Origin of the sequence: Vibrio sp. L5-1 (assembly GCF_021728315.1) — a bacterium.
In the GTDB taxonomy this organism is placed as follows: domain Bacteria; phylum Pseudomonadota; class Gammaproteobacteria; order Enterobacterales; family Vibrionaceae; genus Vibrio; species Vibrio splendidus_K.
The window spans coordinates 438657-458692 of the sequence record NZ_JAKKCQ010000002.1; the positions used below are offsets into that span (position 1 = coordinate 438657).

The window sequence follows — 20036 nt, forward strand, 5'->3', positions numbered from 1 at the left end:
ATTACTTCAACTTGTCGCCAATGAGATACTCTAAAACCTTGTCGACTCTTAGATGCTGACAAGGCTCGTCAGAATGCTGCTCCAACGGCCTAAAGCTCGTGAAATCAAATTGGTTGGTTTCCCAATACTGTTTATTGGGCAGTTTACGCGGCACCTCACCCGGATACATGGTTTGAGGAACATTATCTAAAGTCACACCTTGCAACGCAGGGACATTGTCTGAACCTGACGAGATATAACCCGCACTGGTCGCTTGAATAGACGCGATGCTCATGCAACTCATGTCGATGTGTTCAAAGGCCGCCTGCTGCCAAGCCGGATGCACCATCTGTTGTAACAGCGATACCAAGTTCGGATGTTGATCCGGTGTCACGTGGTCAGCCTTGGTGGCTGCAAACAAGATCTTGTCAATTTTAGGCGCAAACAAGCGTCTTAGCATATTGCTTCGACCGTACTTAAAGCTCTTTAATAGCTGCTCTAATGCGCCACGCATATCCATGAAAGAGTCATAGCCCGCATTGAGCGGCTGTAAGCAATCCACCAGCACGATTTGTCTGTCGAACGTCGCGAAGTGATTCTTGTAAAACGCTTTTACGACCTTTTGTTGATACTCTTCATAACGCGCTTTCAATACTGCGTAGTTACTGGTTTTTGAAAATTTATCTTCTGGTGCTATGCACGGGAAAAATTGCAGTACAGGCGCACCTTCAAGTTCTCCAGGTAACACGAACCTACCGGGTTGTACCCAATGCAGTCCGTTATTCTTACAAGTATGAAGATATTGAGTGTAGCTATCAGCAATCGCGACCAGTTTCTTTTCGTCAGCATCTGCTAATAAATCAATGTCACCGCGGATTGCGTTCCAGTCTTGTGAATAGGTTTCCCTGTCGCCTTTCAACGCTGCGAATTGAGATTGACTCCACGTATCAAAGTCCATATCCAACAAGGGTAAATCAAGTAGCCACTCTCCCGGGTAATCGACAATATCGAGGAAGAGCGTACTGTTTTTACTCAGTAGCTTCTTTGCGCCTTTGGCTGGCTTATATTTGATTGCTAGACGAATCTCACTGACATCACGCGTCGGCACTGGCCATTCTGGTGGCTGAGCATTCAACGATTCCATAGCTTCATCATAAGAGAAACGTGGGATCATCATGTTGTGTTGAGGAATGCGCTTAGCGCCAATAATTCTTCCGTCTCTCGCTGATGCAAGTAGAGGCAGATTTTTGTGGGTAGACGTATGAAGAAGCTGATTAACCAGCGAAGTAATGAATGCTGTCTTACCCGCACGAGAAAGCCCCGTGACCGCGACTCGAATGTGAGAATCCGTTCCTCTGCTTATAAAGTCACTCATTTCTTGAGTTAGGTGTTTCATTTGAACGACTCCGTGATAGTTAGGCTAGCTGATTATGATAATAGAGAGGCAGCCTATGTTCTTTCCCTGTTGGGATAGTATGTATGCTTTTTCTTTTTCTAATAGTAGTGAGTATGCAATACACATTCTTAATGCTAGATGAATAAAAGCCCCTGACTACATTCATAATCAGGGGCTTTAGAATTTTTCTGCGGTATCCGACGTTTAATCGTCTTCAATCAACTTGTAGATAACAAACAGTGCAATCTCTGCAATTAGCCAAAGCGCACAAGTAATTGTCACGTATTTATTATCAAAGATACTGATCCCTTTCAAGATCAGGTCATATCCAACAAAAGCACCAATCACCACTGCCAAGATAATCTGTAGGATCTGAATAAAACGAGGCATTCCTCTCTCCTATATTCTTATATCAAACGATGTGTTTATCACTATATCATTGATAATAAGACAAAAGTGCAAATAATGCTGCACTTTTGTCTTCAACTTTCTGTCAAGAATTGCAATTCAAACGCTGAAGCTAGCGCCTGTTACGACTTTTGACTTCGGTAAATTATGCTTTTTCAGCTTCAGCAATTTTCACTTTCCACGTATCAGGGCCGATCTGGTGCGCGTTCACGCCGTTAGAGTCAACCGCGACCGTTACCGGCATGTCTTCAACTTCAAACTCGTAAATCGCTTCCATACCGAGATCTTCAAACGCAACCACGCGTGCTTTTTTAATTGCTTTCGCGACTAAATAAGCTGCACCGCCAACCGCCATCAGGTAAACCGATTTATGTTGTTTGATTGACTCTACCGTTGCAGGGCCACGTTCTGCTTTACCAATCATGCCCATAATGCCTGTTTCTTCTAGCATCATGTCAGTGAACTTATCCATACGAGTAGAGGTTGTTGGACCAGCAGGACCAACCGCTTCATCGCGTACCGCATCAACAGGGCCTACGTAATAAATGAACTTACCTTTCAGGTCAACGCCTTCTGGTAAACCTTCACCACTTTCAAGCATGCCTTGAATACGCTTATGAGCAGCATCACGACCGGTTAATATCTTGCCTGATAGAAGAACCGTTTCGCCAGTCTTCCACTCTTGAACGTCTTCTTTGGTAATTTCATCAAGGTTAACACGGCGTGTATTCGCGCCAGCTTCCCAAGTAATGTCTGGCCACTCTTCTAACTTAGGTGGTGTTAGCTCTGCAGGGCCGCTGCCGTCTAGCGTGAAGTGAACGTGACGCGTTGCTGCACAGTTCGGGATCAAGCAAACAGGCTTTGAAGCTGCATGCGTTGGTGCTGTTTTGATTTTTACGTCCACGACAGTGGTTAGACCGCCAAGACCTTGTGCACCAATACCAAGCTTGTTTACACGGTTGAAGATGTCTAAACGAAGCTCTTCTTCTGCGTTCTCTGGACCTTTGTCGATAAGGTCTTGAATATCGATGTGTTCCATCAGAGATTCTTTAGCGAGTACCGCGGCTTTCTCAGCCGTACCGCCAATACCTATACCTAGCATGCCCGGTGGACACCAACCAGCACCCATCGTCGGCAGCGTTTTCTCTACCCACTCTGCAATGTCATCAGAAGGGTTTAGCATGACCATCTTGGTTTTGTTCTCAGAACCACCGCCTTTAGCCGCGATTTGAATTTCAACTTTGTTGCCTGGAACCATATTAATGTGAACAACCGCTGGTGTGTTGTCTTTTGTATTAATACGCTTACCTGCAGGGTCCATTAGGACAGATGCACGCAATGGGTTATCCGGATTGTTGTAAGCTTGACGAACGCCTTCATCAACCATCTGCTGTACTGTTTGATCCGTTTCCCACCTAACATCCATACCGATGTTCACGAAACAAGTAACAATACCCGTATCCTGACAAATTGGACGATGACCTTCCGCAGACATGCGTGAGTTAATCAGAATCTGAGCGATAGCATCTTTTGCTGCTTGGCTCTCTTCTTTCTCATACGCTTTTTCTAGGGCTTGGACAAAATCTAAAGGGTGATAATAAGAAATGTACTGAAGTGCGTCAGCGACACTGCTGATCACATCTTGCTTACGAATAACCGTCATTGCATGCCTCTTTATTGTTCTGGTTCCATGTGGGGTCTTGGTTTGACTGTTTTTGTCTAACCGGGTTAGTTGGCTTAGCTTTTTATTATGTTGAGCTGTATTTAGTTGCTTTAGCAATCGCTTGCATAGCTTTAAACTAAACCATTTGGTTTGCACCGTTCTAATCAAGAACCCATTTTATTTTCAATTTATGATACTCTTGCTTCCTCTCACACGCCATGCAGTGATCGAACTCTTTGTCACAAATTAAACAAATGAATAACAACGAATTTCGCTCTATCCAAATCAAGCCGCTTGAATATCAATCAACTTTAGCTAAACAGCTGTTTTCTCATATTGAAAGTATGCCGTGGGCAATGCTATTACGCTCTGCTTCAGAAAGCCACGTTGATAGTCGATACGACATTTTAGTTGCTCAACCCATCGCCACCTTTGAGACAGTCGGTGCAAAAACGACCGTTAATGTTAATGAGACGTGCGAGGTTTCAGACTCCGATCCTTTCGAACTACTCGACCAATATCAGCAAAAGTTATTGCCTGTAACGAAAGAGCACGTTGAGTTGCCATTCGTTGGCGGTGCATTGGGCTACTTTAGTTATGATTTGGGGCGCAGAGTTGAAACACTTCCTTCACTCGCAAAGCGAGACATTGAAGCGCCAGACATGGCGGTTGGTTTGTATGAGTGGGCCATTGTCGTTGATCACAAACTGAAGACGGCATGTATTGTCGGCCAAAATATTGATTCACATCTCGATTGGTTAACCTCGCAGTCAAAGCACAATGCAGTAATCCAACCTGCCTTTGGATTAACGACACCATGGCAATCCAACATGAGTCAAGATAGCTATGCGAACAAGTTCGATAGTGTTCAAGAGTACCTGTTATCCGGCGATTGCTATCAGATTAACTTGGCTCAGCGTTTCAATGCCCAATATCAAGGCAGTGAATGGCTAGCCTATGACAAATTAGAGCAGTACAACTCGGCACCCTTTTCTGGCTTCATCCGTTTGGCCGACTGCGCAATCATCAGTGTATCGCCTGAACGATTCTTAGAACTCAATAGTGGCACCATTGAAACAAAACCGATCAAAGGCACACGCCCTCGTTCTGAAAACCCTATGATTGATGATGCCAACGCACAAGACCTGGTCAACGCCGATAAAGATCAGGCAGAAAACTTGATGATCGTCGACCTGCTTCGTAATGATATTGGCCGAGTCGCAAAGCCGGGATCGGTTCATGTACCAAAGCTCTTCGATATTGAAAGCTTCCCTGCCGTGCACCACTTAGTGAGCACGATACGAGCAGACCTTGATAACCAATATTCTGCAACTGACCTTCTGAGAGCCTGTTTCCCTGGAGGGTCGATTACCGGAGCACCAAAAGTGCGAGCAATGCAGATCATTGAAGAGTTAGAACCCCATCGACGCTCCGCCTATTGTGGCAGTATCGGCTACATCAGTCGAAATGGCAGAATGGATACCAGCATTACCATTCGTACGTTAGTTGCTGAAAACAACACGCTCTATGCGTGGGCTGGCGGCGGTGTGGTGTTCGATAGTGACTGTGCCTCTGAATACCAAGAGACGCTCGATAAGCTGAGTCGCATTCTGCCTGTGCTTGAAGAATGCTAAGCATAACGTCATTAACTGACAGTTTCGCTGCTTAACGGCCAGTAAAAGCTCTATATAAGAAGAAACCGAAGGATCGTAAGATCACTTCGGTTTTTTTAGTCTCTGAGCCAGAGCGTGTGAATGACCACTTCTGACTAGCGATGCTTAATTAACAACCTTTAGGTTACCTTAGTTAAAAAGCTCTAAACTACTTTAGTTAACAAACTCTAAACTACTTTAGTTAACAAGCGCTAAGTTACTTTCGCAGGCGTAACACCCCACTTCTTGAGCATCTCTTTAAGGTCGTTGGCCGTATAAGGCTTACTAAGAATGTCATCCATTCCACATTGAATACAGCGTTCCCGCTCTTCAAGCGTCGTTCCGGCAGTCAGTGCAACTATAGACTTCGAATACCCTTTATTTCTTAGCTTCTCTGTCGCTTCAAAGCCGTCCATAACTGGCATTCTGCAATCCATGAACACAATGTCGTAGTCATTATCTGAGGCTAGCTCGAGTCCTTCTACACCGTTACTTGCAATAACAGGTTCAATCTCATGTTTACGTAACATTTGTTGGATGATGATCTGGTTCATCTTAATATCATCAACTACGAGCACTTCAAGCAGTGACAATTCGACTTCAGATTCAAAGCCTTTGGCGACACTATCGCTCTCTGCTGGTACGTCGACAACCTGAAGAGGAATCGAAATGGTAAATGTAGTACCTGAGCCAACAATACTGGTCACCCCAATATCGCCATTCATTAAAGCCACCAGCTTACGACAAATCGCTAACCCAAGCCCGGTACCCTCGTAGTTTCGGCTACTTGAGTTATCAGCCTGAGTAAAAGGTTCAAACAGCGTCTTATGTGCAGATTCGGCAATGCCTACCCCAGTATCTTCCACTGAGAAAACAAACTGGTTTTTGTCCCACTCAATATCGACATTGACGTGCCCCTCTTCTGTAAATTTGATCGCATTACCGATTAAGTTTACAAACAGTTGCGTGATACGTTCTAAATCGCCTTGGAAATGAGAAGGTACGTTAGATGCGACACTGATATTAAATTCGATCTGCTTCTCAATCGCGCGATTGACGAAGATACTTTCAATCGTATTTCTCAAATCATGCAACGCAAATTTCTTGGGAATAAGATCCAACATCCCTGCATTGATTTTGCTGAAATCAAGCAAATCATTAATGATGGTTCTGAGAAACTCTCCAGATTGGCTCAGGTTATTCACTATTTCACGCTGAGAACTGCTGAGTTCGGTATCGCTGATCAATTCTGCACTACCTAGCAAACCATTAAGCGGAGTTCTTAATTCATGGTTAATCATGGCCACAAAGTCGCGCGTTGCCCTCTCGGACTCTTCCGCTCGTTTACGTGACTCAACATTTCGATTGATAGCAAGCTGATGAGTTAGTGCACTGCAGATAAGATCGGTCACTAACAACAGTTGGCTTTGAATGAATTCGTAGTCCTGGTCTAACAATCTGACCTTCACGATTAACGCACCGACTATGACCTTTTCGACCTCTAATGGCACCGTTAGCAAGTTGCCTTGCCAATGAGGTTCTTGAATGTATTGCTCTATCACCTCGACGGCTTCGTCACCATAGTCGTAGGTGTGTAACTGAGGAATCAGCTTGGGAGGCAAAATCAAACGACTGGCTTCGATCAAGTAACTGTTAGCCACATTCATCGTCAATTGTGACAACATGATGTCATCGAGATCGTTTCTAAGGAACGCGCGCCCGAAATCAATCAACAAGTTGTCGATTTGTTCTTGGAATTCAATACGACGTATATTCGCATTGGAGCGCTTTTCTAGCTGACGCAGAGCAAGTTCAAGCTGTTGGTTAGCCTCAAACAGTTCGAGGCTCTTTTGTTCCAACAACACTTCAGCCGCTTTCCTGGCCGCGATTTGACGCTTAAGTTTCTTCTCTATGGCAGATGACGGATCCATATCACTTTTCTACTTTGAGATTAAACCTAACCACGCTTTGGTCATCATTTTGCGGCGTCATTTCAACCGCGATAGATTCACCGTGGTATTCAGCACACCCTTCAATAAGCCCCAAACAAACGTGAGACATGCACCTTGCGCTTTTATAGTCAAAAACAAGCTGTGCTTCAGTCGTGGTGATAAAGCTGAATTCAGGCGGCTCCGCATCCGGATAGAGCTTCTTCACTTCAACGTGAATATAGCGCTCTACGTGTTGGATAAATTGAAAGGTGGTCGTGCTATGAGCAAGGCTCGCTTTATTAGGCAATGAGGCCAATAAGTTCTTAAAGACTGACTGCCCAAAAACACGCTGTAAACTGGCTGCATCAATATCGGTTTTCTTACTCAAGTTGATAATCAACCTGACAAGGTCTTTGTGGTCATAGCTTCCGACCGACGTGTAGATCCCTTCGTCTTCTGACATCTCTAAAACTTCTTCCAAAAGCTCTAGCCCAAACTTGTCTTCAACAAGCTCTAAAAATTCGGTGAATATGATTCCTTTCATCTCATACCTTTTCTTCTATTTCTTTTTAGAATGGTCTACTAAGTTATTGTTATCAAATTCTTAAACAAAAAAACTACGTTTCATCACCTAATTTTATGACATGGGTAACGCTTACTCGGAAATGTGCAAATATTGAATATAGCAAAACCCCTCGTTTTGAGGCGATGGGTGACTCCCCCTCTCCTTTATTATGCTTAGTAAATGACTGAACTAAGGGTAAGTAAATGAAGACACACTCAAAATTGGCAATCAGCCCACGGTTATGTCTATACTTAAAATCATAATAATCAATATATTGGCTTGATATGAATAAAGAAAACTTCCTTCAACAATTCCAGCTTAATCCTACGGTTGGCTATCATCCCGAATCTGTAGAGCGTGTTTCGCATATCAGTGGAGATCAATTGCGCAAAGCGGCAGTGGTGGTCGGTTTAGTGGAACGAGAAGATGGTTTACATGTCATTTTTACTAAAAGAGCCGCTCATTTAAAGCATCATCCAGGCCAAGTCAGCTTTCCTGGAGGAAAACACGAACTTTCCGACCCTTCTATGCAATTCACTGCACTTAGAGAACTCCACGAAGAGGTGGGAATTCGATCGGATCAAGTTAAAATTGTTGGCCAATTACCTGCATTGAGTACTATTAGTAAATTTTCTGTGACACCGATTGTTGCAATGGTCGATCCTGACTATGAAGCCATCATCGATGAGAACGAAGTGGCCTCGATTTTTGAGGTGCCTGCCACCTATGTTTTAGACCAAGCTAAGTTACACAGCCACACAGTTAACTTTAAACAAATCAAGCATCGTGTTTTTGCGATGCCCTTCGAAGAGCACCTAATTTGGGGCGTTACAGCTCAAATCATCCAATCTCTGCAGCGACATGTAGTGCAACAAATTACATAGCAACTACGTTTTGTTTAATCTCTGTTAACAAAATCCAGCCTTTCTATAGAACAGATTTATTAATGCAATTTTACGCAAACGTTTTCTTGGTATAAATCTGAACAACCCCACCTTTCGCATAATAAAAACTAATACCTAGCATGAGCATAAATCACCTGTAGCACGCCAATTTCGTGATCAAAAATCCGTTTTTCGCATATCATGTGACACGCCGTTTCATTACATGATTTAGATCTATTTTTTACAGAAGAAAATTCTGCAGAATTAGCCCCAACTTATTTCCTGTTCCCAAAAAATGAGTAATTTAACATGAACACAACAACTTCTTCGGCAAATGCCGTTAAAGATTCAAGCAAGTTTAACTATAAAGATTTTACCTGGTGTTTATCACTATTCGGTACAGCAGTTGGTGCTGGCGTACTATTCCTTCCAATCAAAGCTGGTGCGGGTGGTTTTTGGCCATTAGTTATCCTAGCTCTAATCGCGGCACCAATGACTTGGTTCGCACACAAATCTCTAGCTCGTTTCGTACTGTCGGCTAAAAACCCTGAAGCTGATATTACAGACACAGTTGAAGAGCACTTCGGTAAGACTGGCGCAAACATTATTACTTTTGCTTACTTTTTCGCTATCTACCCAATCGTTCTTATCTACGGTGTTGGTATCACAAACACGGTTGATTCTTTCCTAGTAAACCAAATGGGTATGGAATCTATTCCACGTCCTCTTCTTTCTGGTGCACTGATCCTTGCTATGACAGCAGGTGTTGTATTCGGTAAAGAACTGATGCTTAAAGCAACTTCAGCAATGGTTTACCCACTAGTATTCGTCCTACTAGCGCTGTCTTTCTACCTAGTTCCTGAATGGAACACTTCAATGATGGAAACAAGCCCAGAATGGTCTTCAATGCCTTCTATTATCTGGCTTGCGATTCCAATCATCGTGTTCTCTTTCAACCACAGCCCAATCATTTCACAGTTCTCTAAAGAGCAACGTCGTGTATACGGTGAAGACGCAGTTAAGAAAACTGACGCGATCACTGGCGGCGCAGCAATGATGCTGATGGGTTTTGTAATGTTCTTCGTATTCTCTGTAGTGCTTTCTCTATCTCCAGAGCAACTAGCTACAGCACAAGCGCAAAACATCTCTGTACTTTCTTACCTAGCTAACGTTCACGAGTCTCCGCTTATCTCTTACATGGGTCCTCTAGTAGCGTTCGCAGCGATTACTTCTAGCTACTTCGGTCACTTCCTAGGTGCTCATGAAGGTCTTGTTGGTCTAATCAAGTCTCGCTCTGGTTCTTCAATCAGCACGATTGAGAAAGCATCTCTAGCGTTCATCGTTGTTACAACTTGGATTGTTGCGGTAGTTAACCCAAGCATCCTAGGTATGATTGAAACAATGGGTGCTCCAATGATTGCAGCTATCCTGTTCCTAATGCCTGTATTCGCGATGCAGAAAGTACCAGCAATGGCTAAGTACAAAACTTCAGCACCTGTGCAAATCTTTACAGCTTTATGTGGTCTAGCGGCTATTAGTTCTGTAATCTACGGCGCTCTTTAATCTCAAGCCTTTTTTATAAGATGGCATCCATCTTATATCGCGAGATTAGACAAAAAATATAATGATAATAAATGAGCCTCCCTACTCCCCTTGGGAGGCTCTCTTTTTGAGGTAATCGCTATGATTAGTGTATTTGATATCTATAAAATCGGTGTTGGTCCATCGAGCTCACACACAGTTGGACCAATGAAAGCGGGTAAAGAGTTTATTGATGACCTACGTTCAATGGGAAAATTGCGCGACATCACTAAAATCACCGTGGACGTATATGGATCACTATCACTGACAGGGAAAGGTCACCACACAGATATCGCAATCATCATGGGTCTTGCTGGCAATACTCCTGAGAAAGTAGATATCGACTCTATCGCAGGCTTCATTGCTCGCGTAGAAGAAACTGAACGTCTACCTGTTGGTATGCACTGTCATACTGTTTCGTTCCCGAAAGATGGCGGAATGAATTTCCATACTTCGAACCTTTCTCTACACGAGAATGGCATGAGCATTCATGCTTGGGTTGATGACGAAGTAGCTTACTCAAAAACGTACTACTCAATTGGTGGCGGTTTCATCGTTGACGAAGAGAGCTTCGGCAAAGAAGAAGAAAACCCAATTAAAGCACCATACGAATTCACAACAGCTGAAGAGCTGGTTAATCAGTGTAAAGAAAGCGGTCTTTCTATCAGTACACTGGTTATGAAAAACCAAGCGGCTTTCCACTCAGATGAAGAGTCTCGCACTTACTTCGCTAACATCTGGAGAACGATGCGTGAGTGTATGGATCGCGGTATGAATACTGAAGGTATCTTGCCTGGCCCACTACGTGTACCTCGTCGTGCAGCTTCACTTCGCCAACTTCTGATTACTTCAGAAAAAACAACCAACGATCCAATGACGGTTGTTGATTGGGTGAACATGTTTGCGTTCGCCGTAAATGAAGAAAACGCTGCTGGCGGTCGTGTAGTAACAGCACCGACAAACGGCGCGTGTGGCATTATCCCTGCGGTATTGGCTTACTACGATAAGTTCATTCAAACAGTAACTGAGAAAGACTACATCCGTTACTTCGCAGCTTCTGGTGCGATCGGTGGTCTTTACAAGCGTAACGCTTCTATCTCTGGCGCTGAAGTTGGCTGTCAGGGTGAAGTTGGCGTAGCATGTTCTATGGCTGCAGCTGGTCTTGCTGAGCTTATGGGTGGTAGCCCTGAGCAAGTATGTATGGCTGCAGAAATCGGCATGGAGCACAACCTAGGTCTAACGTGTGACCCAGTTGCAGGCCAAGTACAAGTACCATGTATCGAGCGTAACGGTATTGCTGCAGTGAAAGCAATCAACTCAACTCGTATGGCACTTCGTCGCTCTTCTGCTCCTACTGTTTCTCTAGATAAAGTTATCGAAACAATGCTAGAAACCGGTAAAGACATGAACGCTAAATACCGTGAGACTTCTCAAGGTGGTTTGGCTGTTAAGGTTGTTTGTTAATAAATCTGAATTAACAAACAAATAATAAAAAGGAACGCCGAGGCGTTCCTTTTTTGTATCTGAAATTTGGCGAGGTATTTACTCAACTCGCCAAATAGCCAAATAGCCAGATTAAATCACTTGTGAGATAAGTAAGAAGCAACCAAACAACAATGAGAAAAGCATCATTGGTCGGCCACCTTCAGCGCTGTATCTGTCTTCCGCTACTTTCATGAAGCGTTGCTTATGAACCATCACCAGAGGAACAAAAACAGCCAAGAACACTAAGATGATTCCAGCGTAGTTCAGCACTTGTAGGAACTTGTCTGCAGCAAGCAGTGAACCCGCCAACGGTAAGATGAAGCTAATGCAGTACGTTACCGCTGTATTTTGATTGAACATGTCTTTGTTTTGGTTGAACAACGCCATCGCTACACCAAAGAAAGAGGTCAACAACGCCAAGCCAGTGAAGGTAGACAGAACGTTACCCACCCAAGGAGACTGAGCCTCAAACGCCGCCATCAAATCTGATACGTTCTTGAAGCTTCTGAATTGCTCTTCACTCAAGTTACCGACCACAGCAAACAACCAACACAAGTAGCACACTAATGGGATCAGAGAACCGACGATCACCATGTTACGCAGCTGTTTGTCTGTCGCTTCGTGGTTGTAAGAAACCAAGGTTGGAATCACAACCATAAAGCCAAAGCTCGTAAACAGGATGGCACTGGTTTTGATTAGATCAACGTGGTCATGGCTGGTTACCTGCATCAAGTTTTCTTGAGTCATGCTCGGCGCTAAGAACACCATGGTTACGAACAAGCTAGCAAGCATCACGAAGAACAGTGCACGGTTGAGTTTATCAATCACACCGGTGCCACTTGCGACTACAGCACCAGCAAGTAACGTAAACACGACTTGGCTCGTGGTCGCGGTGAGTTCAACGCCAAAGTTAGACAGTAACTTACTCAGTAAATCACCTGCGCCTAAAATGTAAGCCATCAATAGGCAAATCAATAGCGCGTATAGCAAGCCGTTAGTCAGTAACTGGCCTTGTTTACCCAAGGTTTTTCGGGCAATTGAGTTTAGTCCTAGACCGCCACCCGCTTTGATGGTCGCTTCTAGAAGTAATAATGCTGCGTAAGTCGTACCGAAGCAGATCAGTACCATCAGCAGTGTGCCGTAAAGCAATCCGAATTGAGCTAATACCATTGGGATCGCAAGCATACCAGCACCGAGAGCGGTACCAGCGATAATTAGGGAGCTACCCATCATTTTAATATTCATTGTTTTTAACTTATTTGTTTAGTTTTTATAGATATGAGTCTTCGTACATCGAGCGGATGACAAAGGAGTTCAGATAGAAATAGAGTTATAAAACGAATAACAATAGGAGCGATAAACGGTAAAGAAGCGTGCAGAGACGTTGTCGAACAGGGCGTTCAAAGGGGAGCTTGTCTTAAAAGAGGTAAAACGAGAAGCGTGAGTGAGCGTTAACTGATGTGGTGAACCTTCCGTAGGTTCAATAATCGGCGATGTAATCTTGAATTTCATGTATGTGTCCAATAATTGAGTCACATTCCATAGTATTTAAAGCAGCGTATCCGTTGCTGCCCTACCCCTAAGCATTAGAGGTCGTTTTATCTTATCGAATGAGTCTCGAAACACAACGCTATAACCACAATTTCTGCTATTAAATTGAACAAAACAGCCGTTTGAGCAGAAATTAACCACCAAACCGCGTAAAACAATAATCATTATGAATAAAAACCAAAGAGAGACCCAATGGTCTCTCTTTTTATCCAAACGAAAACATTACATTAAGGCGCAGGGCTATATAAACGAGGTGGACTGCTGTTGGGTAAGTGAATCAGATTTAAGCGATTACGTCTTGCCCATTCAACCGTCAATGAGGTCGGAGCCGACAAACAAACCAAGGTTGCAATTTCAGCACGCACGGCTTTATGGATAAGCTCTAAACTGCAACGACTCGTCATAATCACGAACCCTAACTTAGGGTTGATCTCGTTCACAGCCATCGCTCCTATTAGTTTATCCAGTGCGTTATGGCGGCCGATGTCTTCACGACAAAGTGAAATTTCACCTTTCGAATTCGCAAACAAAGCGGCATGTAAAGCACCGGATATTTTGGCTGCTTTTTGATGTTCGGCAATTCGCCCTCTCAACCCCTCAAAAACCAGTGGACTGGGTGGTAATGACGATGGCAATGGAACCAAATCCGGAAGTGCTTGTTCAAGCGCCTCAACACCGCATAAACCACAGCCGGTGGTTCCAGCCAAGTTACGCCGCTGAGTTTTCATTTCCCAAAAAGCACGGTTGCTGATTTCTACTTGCGCGAAATGAGATTCACCATTGCCACCAATCTCAATATCACGAATTTCACTGAATTTTTTTACGATACCGGTGCTTAAACTAAAACCGCGCACAAAGTCTTCCATGTGACCGGGTGTCACCATCATAACCGCCTGACTGATCCCGTTATAACTGATCGCCAATGCAGATTCGTTTGCCAGAGGTGCATCCACCACCATGCTATAGCCCGTAAGCTCTCGATAGCTCATGGCATTGGGCTGTGGAGGCGCTTGATTAAAATCAGGCAGTTCAATATAGGATTGAGTTATACATCTCATAAAATCACCCGGAAAGACGGTCAGCTTGACGATATCGATTCAGACTGAAAACGTTACTGATTAAACTAGTATTACTGATTAAATAGACATCACTGGTTAAACAAGTGTTTTGCTTCAGCAAAGCACTGATCAGTGAGTGCCGAATAAGGTTCTTGTTTACGCTTAAGTAGACCGAGAGGCGAATGCACCACGGCTTTTTCTATTGGTACGATACGCAGTTGTTCATTGAGCTCTTCCAATCCAGAGTTAAGCGGCATAACAGCACAGCACAGGCCACTGGTAACGGCTTGGATCAGGTGAAACGTAGAGTTACTTTCAATCAAAGTCTGCGGAACTAAGCCTTTACTACCGAAGCTCAAATCAATCGAATGACGATAATGCATTCCTTTAGACAAAAGCCCCAAAGGAATGCTATTGAGTGATTCCCATAAGACTTCCGACTCAGCAAAATCAAAAAATCGGCTGTCATACAGAATGCCTAAATCCGTCGAGTTCATTTCTATAACGTCAAAATAAGCCGTATTGATCTGGTCGGTGTAACACATGCCTAAATCAAGTTGGTTACGATTGAGCTGGTCTATGATCTGCTCAGATGTCATCGACAAAATTTGAAAGCGAAGTTCAGGGAATTTTTCTGCTAAAGGCTTAATCAACTGCATCGGGTTTTGACTGGCTAAAGGCACCATGCCAACTCTTAGCGAGCCGACCAGTTGGCCACGGCAGTTAGCCGCTTCGGCTTGTAAACCGTCATGAGCCGCTAAGACCGTCTTTGCCCAAGCCAATATACGTTCACCCGCTTCGGTAAACCCTTCAAAACGTTGACTTCTTGAAATCAACTCGAGGTCTAACTCTTCTTCTAAACGCCTTATCCTCATCGACAACGTAGGCTGAGTAACATGACAAAGTGTCGCAGCCTGACCAAAGTGTTTCGTTTGGTCTAAAGCGATTAAATACTTAAGTTGTTTTATATCCATGAATGATTAGTAAAACCTTGAAATGAAGCGTCTTCTTCGCGTTCGTCGTACATTAACGGTTCTCTGTGATTGAAAATACCTATCACGGGAAATAGCTCAATCTGTAAAGCAACAGCTAAAATAACAACGGTATTTTTGATTTAAATCAAAGTATGCCTAATTTAAATATAGGTCAAATCTAAATTATCTATAGCGTGATAGACAGCAACTATCATGGGAGACTCAGCTATATCAAGGCTGATTAACAAATCTCTCGTAAAATAGAGCTCACATCGCACTGGCTAATAAATTTTATTTATCACTATGAAAAATCTATTTATCACTGTGACAAAAGCGACACTTTCCATATTTACTCGCCATGATAGATTCTATTTATCACTTAGTCGGCAATATCAATTGGACGCACCGCCCCTTAACGGCATAACCTTTGATTTAGATCATGGCAAACAATTAGCCAGTCTATTTCTAAATATTCAAAGCAGTAAACAGGTATCGATACCAAATAATCAAAACCGTTTTACTCACGCCTTATTTTTATAACGCGCCTGTTTTTACCGGTTCCCTTGTTTACTGCCGTTCCCGTGTGTGAGGAGTGCAGTTGTGAGCCAAAAAGAACAGATAAAAAAATATAAAGGTCCTGCTGGTGGTTGGGGTGCGTTAAAAGCCGTCACTAAGAGTTGGTGGGGCAGCGAAAACGCAATCAAAAACATTCGAACAATGCTTAAAACGAATCAAAACGGTGGTTTTGATTGTCCGGGATGCGCATGGGGGGAATCCCCACACAGCAGTAAAGTGAACTTCTGTGAGAACGGTGCAAAAGCCGTGAACTGGGAAGCCACAAATCGATTTGTGGATCCTGAGTTTTTCGCCGAACACAGCGTAACATCCTTGTCATCACAAACAGACTACTGGCTGGAATACCAAGGCCGAATAACCCATCCGATGAAGTACGACGCAGCATCCGACCACTATATTCCTATTGAGTGGGATGAAGCCTTTTCGCTCGTAGCCAAGCATTTGAAGCAACTCGACTCGCCACATCAAGCCGAGTTCTACACTTCGGGTCGAGCCAGTAATGAAGCGGCGTTTTTGTACCAACTCTTCGTCCGTGCGTTTGGAACAAATAACTTCCCTGACTGTTCAAACATGTGCCACGAAGCCAGTGCAATTGGCATGAAAGATACGGTCGGTGTGGGCAAAGGAACCGTGATTTTTGACGACTTTGAACAAGCAGACGCGATCTTTGTGCTCGGACAAAACCCAGGCACTAATCACCCCCGCATGCTTGAACCATTGCGTGAAGCGGTAAAACGCGGCGCTCAGGTGATCTGTTTCAATCCATTGAAAGAACGTGGACTTGAACGTTTCCAAAATCCTCAAGTTCCAGTTGAAATGTTAAGCAACGGTTCAAAACCAACCAATACCGCTTATTTAAGACCAGCATTAGGTGGCGATATGGCGGTCTTTCGTGGGATGGCTAAATATTTGCTGCAATGGGAACGTGATGCGCTCGCAACCGAAGGAAAAGCCATATTTGATCGTCAATTCATCAGCGAACACACCACAGGTATTGATGAATACTTAGCAGAAGTTGATGCGACAACATGGGAGCATATCGCTGAACAATCAGGGTTAGCTTTAAGCGAAATAGAAATAGTCGCAGACATGTACCGCCGTTCAGAAAAGGTGATCATGTGTTGGGCTATGGGGCTAACACAACATCGTCATTCAGTACAAACCATCAAAGAAGTAGCCAATGTGCAATTGTTGCGCGGTAACGTCGGTAAGCCAGGTGCTGGGCTATCACCAGTTAGGGGGCATAGTAATGTCCAAGGCGATCGTACAATGGGCATCGATGAAAAACCGTCAAACCAATTTCTTGATAGCATAGAACGCCGCTTTAACTTCAATGCCCCGCGAGATGTAGGCCACAACACCATACAAGCGATTAAAGCGATGGAGGAAAAACGCTCGAAAGTCTTTATTGGTTTAGGTGGTAATTTTGCGCAAGCTACACCCGATACTCCTCGCACACATCTGGCGATGAAAAATTGTGACCTTACCGTTCATATCTCAACCAAACTCAATCGCTCTCACCTTGTTACCGGTCAAGATGCCCTGATTCTGCCATGTTTGGGGCGCACGGAAATCGATACACAAGCTAATGGGCCACAAGGCATCACCGTCGAAGATACCTTCAGCATGGTTCACATCTCTTACGGACAGCTCGAACCTCGATCAGAGCATTTACGTTCTGAACCAGCCATTGTCGCGGGTATTGCCAATGCCACACTGGGCAGCCATCCAATCGATTGGAATTGGGTCATTCAAGATTATGGGCATATTCGAGACCTCATTGCAGATACGATTCCGGGCTTTACTGACTTCAATCAGAAACTGGAAAATCCGGGTGGATTTCATTTAGTCAATCCTGCCGCAAATCGTCAATGGAACACCCTCAGCGGCAAAGCGCAATTTGGCTCCAATGAACTACCAAAACAACTGATTAATGAAGCGGTGTTGCAAGGTGGTAATAAACCCGATTTGATCTTGCAAACCATGCGTTCCCATGACCAATACAACACCACGCTATATGGCTTGAATGATCGGTACCGCGGTGTCTTTGGTATGCGCGAAGTTTTGTTTATCAATGAAGCTGATATATTGAAGCTCGGTTTTGAACCGGGTGACAAGGTCGATATGGTGTCGCTTTGGGAAGATGGTGTAATGAGAAAAGTGAAAGGGTTTACCCTGGTAGCTTATGACGTTCCACAGGGTCAGGCGGCGGCTTACTATCCTGAAACCAACCCTTTGGTTCCTCTAGACAGCTATGGTGAACGAACCTTTACTCCGACCTCAAAATTTATTGCCATCAGATTAGAGAAATCAACCTCTGACGCCATTCCCCTTTCAACCGTCAGCTAACTGTCAATCGACAACTGAAAGTAAAAGTAAAAGTAAAAATCCACCTGTTTTGGCAGGTGGATTTTAATATTGACGCTTGGCCAGTATAAACACAGCCCGCTGAATATGTTTATTTAAGTCATCTACGTTTATTGGGCTTTTCATACCCTTAAAATTTAACGATAAACTCCCTTTCATTCGCCCAAAGAACATCATCACAAACTCGCTACATCACAGAAACATAACCACAACCGGAGTGTGGTCACACAATCGGTTATACCTCATAGGTGGTAGAGTCTCTTACACGTAAAGTATGCGCGTCATTATAATTAATAAAAACAAACACCTTATGCGCTCAACAATCACCTTTAAAATCCTAGTGGCCCTCGCCATTGTGTTCACTTTGCTATTAGCAATATCTACCTACTTCCAATATTCGCAGCAAAAGCAACTTGTAAACTCAGTGTTAAGTGAGCAGCTTCACGATAAAGCGAGCAACTATTTCGATAGCCTCAATATGATGATGCTCACTGGCACTATGGCACAAAAAGAGACCCTTCGTCAGAAAGCGTTAGCTCAAGAAGGCATTGAAAATGTTCGTGTATTGCGTGCTGATGCGGTGAGTAAGTTATACGGGCCTGGCAATGACAACCAAACGCCTGTTGATGATATTGATAAACGAGCGCTAGCGGGTGAAACCGTTATCGAACCCTTTTCTGCCGATTGGGGAAAAGGCTTGGTTATTGCTCTGCCCATGAAATCGAGCGAGAACTATCGTGGCACCAATTGTGTGGCATGTCATATGGCGCCAGAAGGGGAAGTATTAGGTGCAATTCGACTTGAATATAACCTTAGCCATGTCAACTCGCTGATCAATACTCAAACGATGACAGCGATCGGTATCATGGCGGTGATCTCTTTTGCTGGTTTCGTGCTAACGATGGGATTAATTCGTAAGATAATCGTTCGCCCGCTTCAACAAACCTCTCGCTTTATGACCCAAGTCAGCAGCGATAAGAACCTATCCACTCGGCTTCCAGAGCAAAGCAAAGATGAAATTGGTACGCTTGCTAACTCCATCAACTCGTTCATGGGCACTGTTTCCAACAGCTTAGAGAGGGTACAAGACACCTCGCACAAACTGAATGCTTCAGCCAACCAACTGACCAGTGTTGCACAAATTACCGAGCAAGCCGCCAGCGATCAACAAAACGAAACAGCTGAAGTACAAAACAATATCGAAGGAATACAGGCACAACAGGTCAATGTAGAACAAGCCACTTTAACCGCTTCAGAGCTCATCAATCATACCGCTGATGTGGCATGTAAAAGTGCTAACCAAGCACATGATGCAAGCAGTGAGATAAAGAATCTAGTCAGTAGCATAGAAGAAGTGAAACACAAGATACTGACACTCAATGAGCAAACCGGAGAGGTTTCTTCAATATTGAGCGTTATTCGAGGCATTGCCGATCAAACTAACCTGCTCGCCTTGAATGCAGCGATTGAAGCTGCTCGCGCGGGAGAACAAGGTCGGGGCTTTGCGGTGGTGGCAGATGAAGTTCGTAATCTTGCATCACGAACGGCTGAAGCGACAGGTAATATTGAATCGATTATCCATCAGTTCCAACAAGGTAGCGAAGAGTCGTTAACTTCGGCCGACCGTGTTTGCGAACAAGCGCATCAAAGCTCAACAGATATCGATGCACTGTCCGTTGAAATGAATGGTGTCGTTGAAGAAATGAAACAAGTGCTGGCTCATGCGAAAAATATTCAACAACAGACGCAATCCACTACACACGCGACCGAAGATGTTCAACAAAAGGTTGAAACCATCACTTCTCACGCCGACAACACATCGCAGTCTGCGGCTGAGACTCGTGGAATCAGTAATGATTTAGAAGAGCTGTCTGATCACCTTGAATCTCTTATCAACCAATTCACCTTATCGAACTCAAACACCAACGATAAAGGTCAGTCATAGGTCGTTAGAACTCCCCGACCG

General features: G+C 44.0%; 15 protein-coding genes. 6 read left to right on the plus strand and 9 right to left on the minus strand.

What is annotated here, in order from left to right:
* Nucleotide 1 precedes the first annotated feature (1 nt).
* The 3 genes from L3V35_RS08800 to L3V35_RS08810 form a co-directional block, all read right to left on the minus strand.
* On the minus strand, nt 2-1375 hold the full coding sequence (locus L3V35_RS08800; protein ID WP_237299388.1) for a YcjX family protein: 1374 nt from the start codon (nt 1373-1375) through the stop codon (nt 2-4).
* Nucleotides 1376-1579: 204 nt separating this feature from the next.
* Nucleotides 1580-1765: a hypothetical protein gene (locus tag L3V35_RS08805; RefSeq protein WP_004734731.1), complete on the minus strand. Its 186-nt coding sequence runs from the start codon at nt 1763-1765 to the stop codon at nt 1580-1582.
* A 163-nt stretch (nt 1766-1928) separates the two neighbouring features.
* Nucleotides 1929-3446, minus strand: coding sequence for a fumarate hydratase (locus L3V35_RS08810; protein ID WP_004734730.1), 1518 nt, complete (start codon nt 3444-3446; stop codon nt 1929-1931).
* Between the two features lie 254 nt (nt 3447-3700).
* Here L3V35_RS08810 and pabB point away from each other — a divergent pair, with 254 nt between their 5' ends.
* Nucleotides 3701-5080: an aminodeoxychorismate synthase component I gene (gene pabB / locus L3V35_RS08815; protein ID WP_171312037.1), complete on the plus strand. Its 1380-nt coding sequence runs from the start codon at nt 3701-3703 to the stop codon at nt 5078-5080.
* Between the two features lie 230 nt (nt 5081-5310).
* Here the strand turns inward: pabB and L3V35_RS08820 are convergent, their stop codons facing one another.
* Together L3V35_RS08820 and L3V35_RS08825 are read right to left on the minus strand one after the other, a co-directional pair.
* Entirely contained in the window at nt 5311-7029 is a 1719-nt protein-coding gene (locus L3V35_RS08820) for an ATP-binding protein (RefSeq protein ID WP_237299390.1), read from the minus strand.
* Between the two features lies 1 nt (nt 7030).
* Complete coding sequence (locus L3V35_RS08825; protein ID WP_017080579.1) at nt 7031-7573, minus strand: heme NO-binding domain-containing protein; 543 nt, start codon at nt 7571-7573, stop codon at nt 7031-7033.
* 305 nt (nt 7574-7878) lie between these two features.
* Here L3V35_RS08825 and L3V35_RS08830 point away from each other — a divergent pair, with 305 nt between their 5' ends.
* From L3V35_RS08830 to L3V35_RS08840, 3 genes are all read left to right on the plus strand, one after another.
* Nucleotides 7879-8478, plus strand: a complete 600-nt coding sequence (locus L3V35_RS08830; RefSeq protein WP_054546557.1) for a CoA pyrophosphatase — start codon at nt 7879-7881, stop codon at nt 8476-8478.
* 309 nt (nt 8479-8787) lie between these two features.
* Nucleotides 8788-10041, plus strand: a complete 1254-nt coding sequence (locus tag L3V35_RS08835) for an aromatic amino acid transport family protein (RefSeq protein ID WP_004734718.1) — start codon at nt 8788-8790, stop codon at nt 10039-10041.
* 120 nt (nt 10042-10161) lie between these two features.
* Entirely contained in the window at nt 10162-11523 is a 1362-nt protein-coding gene (locus L3V35_RS08840) for an L-serine ammonia-lyase (protein WP_054546558.1), read from the plus strand.
* Nucleotides 11524-11634: 111 nt separating this feature from the next.
* Here L3V35_RS08840 and L3V35_RS08845 read toward each other — a convergent pair whose 3' ends face one another.
* From L3V35_RS08845 to L3V35_RS08860, 4 genes are all read right to left on the minus strand, one after another.
* Nucleotides 11635-12777: an aromatic amino acid transport family protein gene (locus L3V35_RS08845; protein ID WP_237299919.1), complete on the minus strand. Its 1143-nt coding sequence runs from the start codon at nt 12775-12777 to the stop codon at nt 11635-11637.
* Between the two features lie 81 nt (nt 12778-12858).
* Nucleotides 12859-13056 (minus strand): hypothetical protein, encoded by a 198-nt coding sequence (locus L3V35_RS08850; protein ID WP_171327464.1) that lies wholly within the window; start codon nt 13054-13056, stop codon nt 12859-12861.
* A gap of 266 nt (nt 13057-13322) precedes the next feature.
* A complete protein-coding gene (gene fdhD, locus L3V35_RS08855) occupies nt 13323-14153 on the minus strand; it encodes a formate dehydrogenase accessory sulfurtransferase FdhD (protein ID WP_171327465.1) in 831 nt (276 codons plus the stop codon).
* Nucleotides 14154-14242: 89 nt separating this feature from the next.
* Nucleotides 14243-15127, minus strand: coding sequence for a LysR family transcriptional regulator (locus L3V35_RS08860; protein ID WP_237299392.1), 885 nt, complete (start codon nt 15125-15127; stop codon nt 14243-14245).
* 600 nt (nt 15128-15727) lie between these two features.
* Between L3V35_RS08860 and L3V35_RS08865 the strand changes: the two genes are divergently transcribed.
* Both L3V35_RS08865 and L3V35_RS08870 read left to right on the plus strand, forming a co-directional pair.
* Nucleotides 15728-18052, plus strand: a complete 2325-nt coding sequence (locus L3V35_RS08865; protein ID WP_237299394.1) for an FdhF/YdeP family oxidoreductase — start codon at nt 15728-15730, stop codon at nt 18050-18052.
* Between the two features lie 328 nt (nt 18053-18380).
* Nucleotides 18381-20015, plus strand: a complete 1635-nt coding sequence (locus L3V35_RS08870) for a methyl-accepting chemotaxis protein (protein WP_237299396.1) — start codon at nt 18381-18383, stop codon at nt 20013-20015.
* Nucleotides 20016-20036: the final 21 nt, after the last annotated feature.

Coding starts and splice junctions, on each gene's coding strand:
- L3V35_RS08800 (WP_237299388.1), bottom strand. CDS start 1,375: ATGAAACACCTAACTCAAGAAATGAGTGACTTTATAAGCAGAGGAACG.
- L3V35_RS08805 (WP_004734731.1), bottom strand. CDS start 1,765: ATGCCTCGTTTTATTCAGATCCTACAGATTATCTTGGCAGTGGTGATT.
- L3V35_RS08810 (WP_004734730.1), bottom strand. CDS start 3,446: ATGACGGTTATTCGTAAGCAAGATGTGATCAGCAGTGTCGCTGACGCA.
- pabB (WP_171312037.1), top strand. CDS start 3,701: ATGAATAACAACGAATTTCGCTCTATCCAAATCAAGCCGCTTGAATAT.
- L3V35_RS08820 (WP_237299390.1), bottom strand. CDS start 7,029: ATGGATCCGTCATCTGCCATAGAGAAGAAACTTAAGCGTCAAATCGCG.
- L3V35_RS08825 (WP_017080579.1), bottom strand. CDS start 7,573: ATGAAAGGAATCATATTCACCGAATTTTTAGAGCTTGTTGAAGACAAG.
- L3V35_RS08830 (WP_054546557.1), top strand. CDS start 7,879: ATGAATAAAGAAAACTTCCTTCAACAATTCCAGCTTAATCCTACGGTT.
- L3V35_RS08835 (WP_004734718.1), top strand. CDS start 8,788: ATGAACACAACAACTTCTTCGGCAAATGCCGTTAAAGATTCAAGCAAG.
- L3V35_RS08840 (WP_054546558.1), top strand. CDS start 10,162: ATGATTAGTGTATTTGATATCTATAAAATCGGTGTTGGTCCATCGAGC.
- L3V35_RS08845 (WP_237299919.1), bottom strand. CDS start 12,777: ATGATGGGTAGCTCCCTAATTATCGCTGGTACCGCTCTCGGTGCTGGT.
- L3V35_RS08850 (WP_171327464.1), bottom strand. CDS start 13,056: ATGAAATTCAAGATTACATCGCCGATTATTGAACCTACGGAAGGTTCA.
- fdhD (WP_171327465.1), bottom strand. CDS start 14,153: ATGAGATGTATAACTCAATCCTATATTGAACTGCCTGATTTTAATCAA.
- L3V35_RS08860 (WP_237299392.1), bottom strand. CDS start 15,127: ATGGATATAAAACAACTTAAGTATTTAATCGCTTTAGACCAAACGAAA.
- L3V35_RS08870 (WP_237299396.1), top strand. CDS start 18,381: ATGCGCTCAACAATCACCTTTAAAATCCTAGTGGCCCTCGCCATTGTG.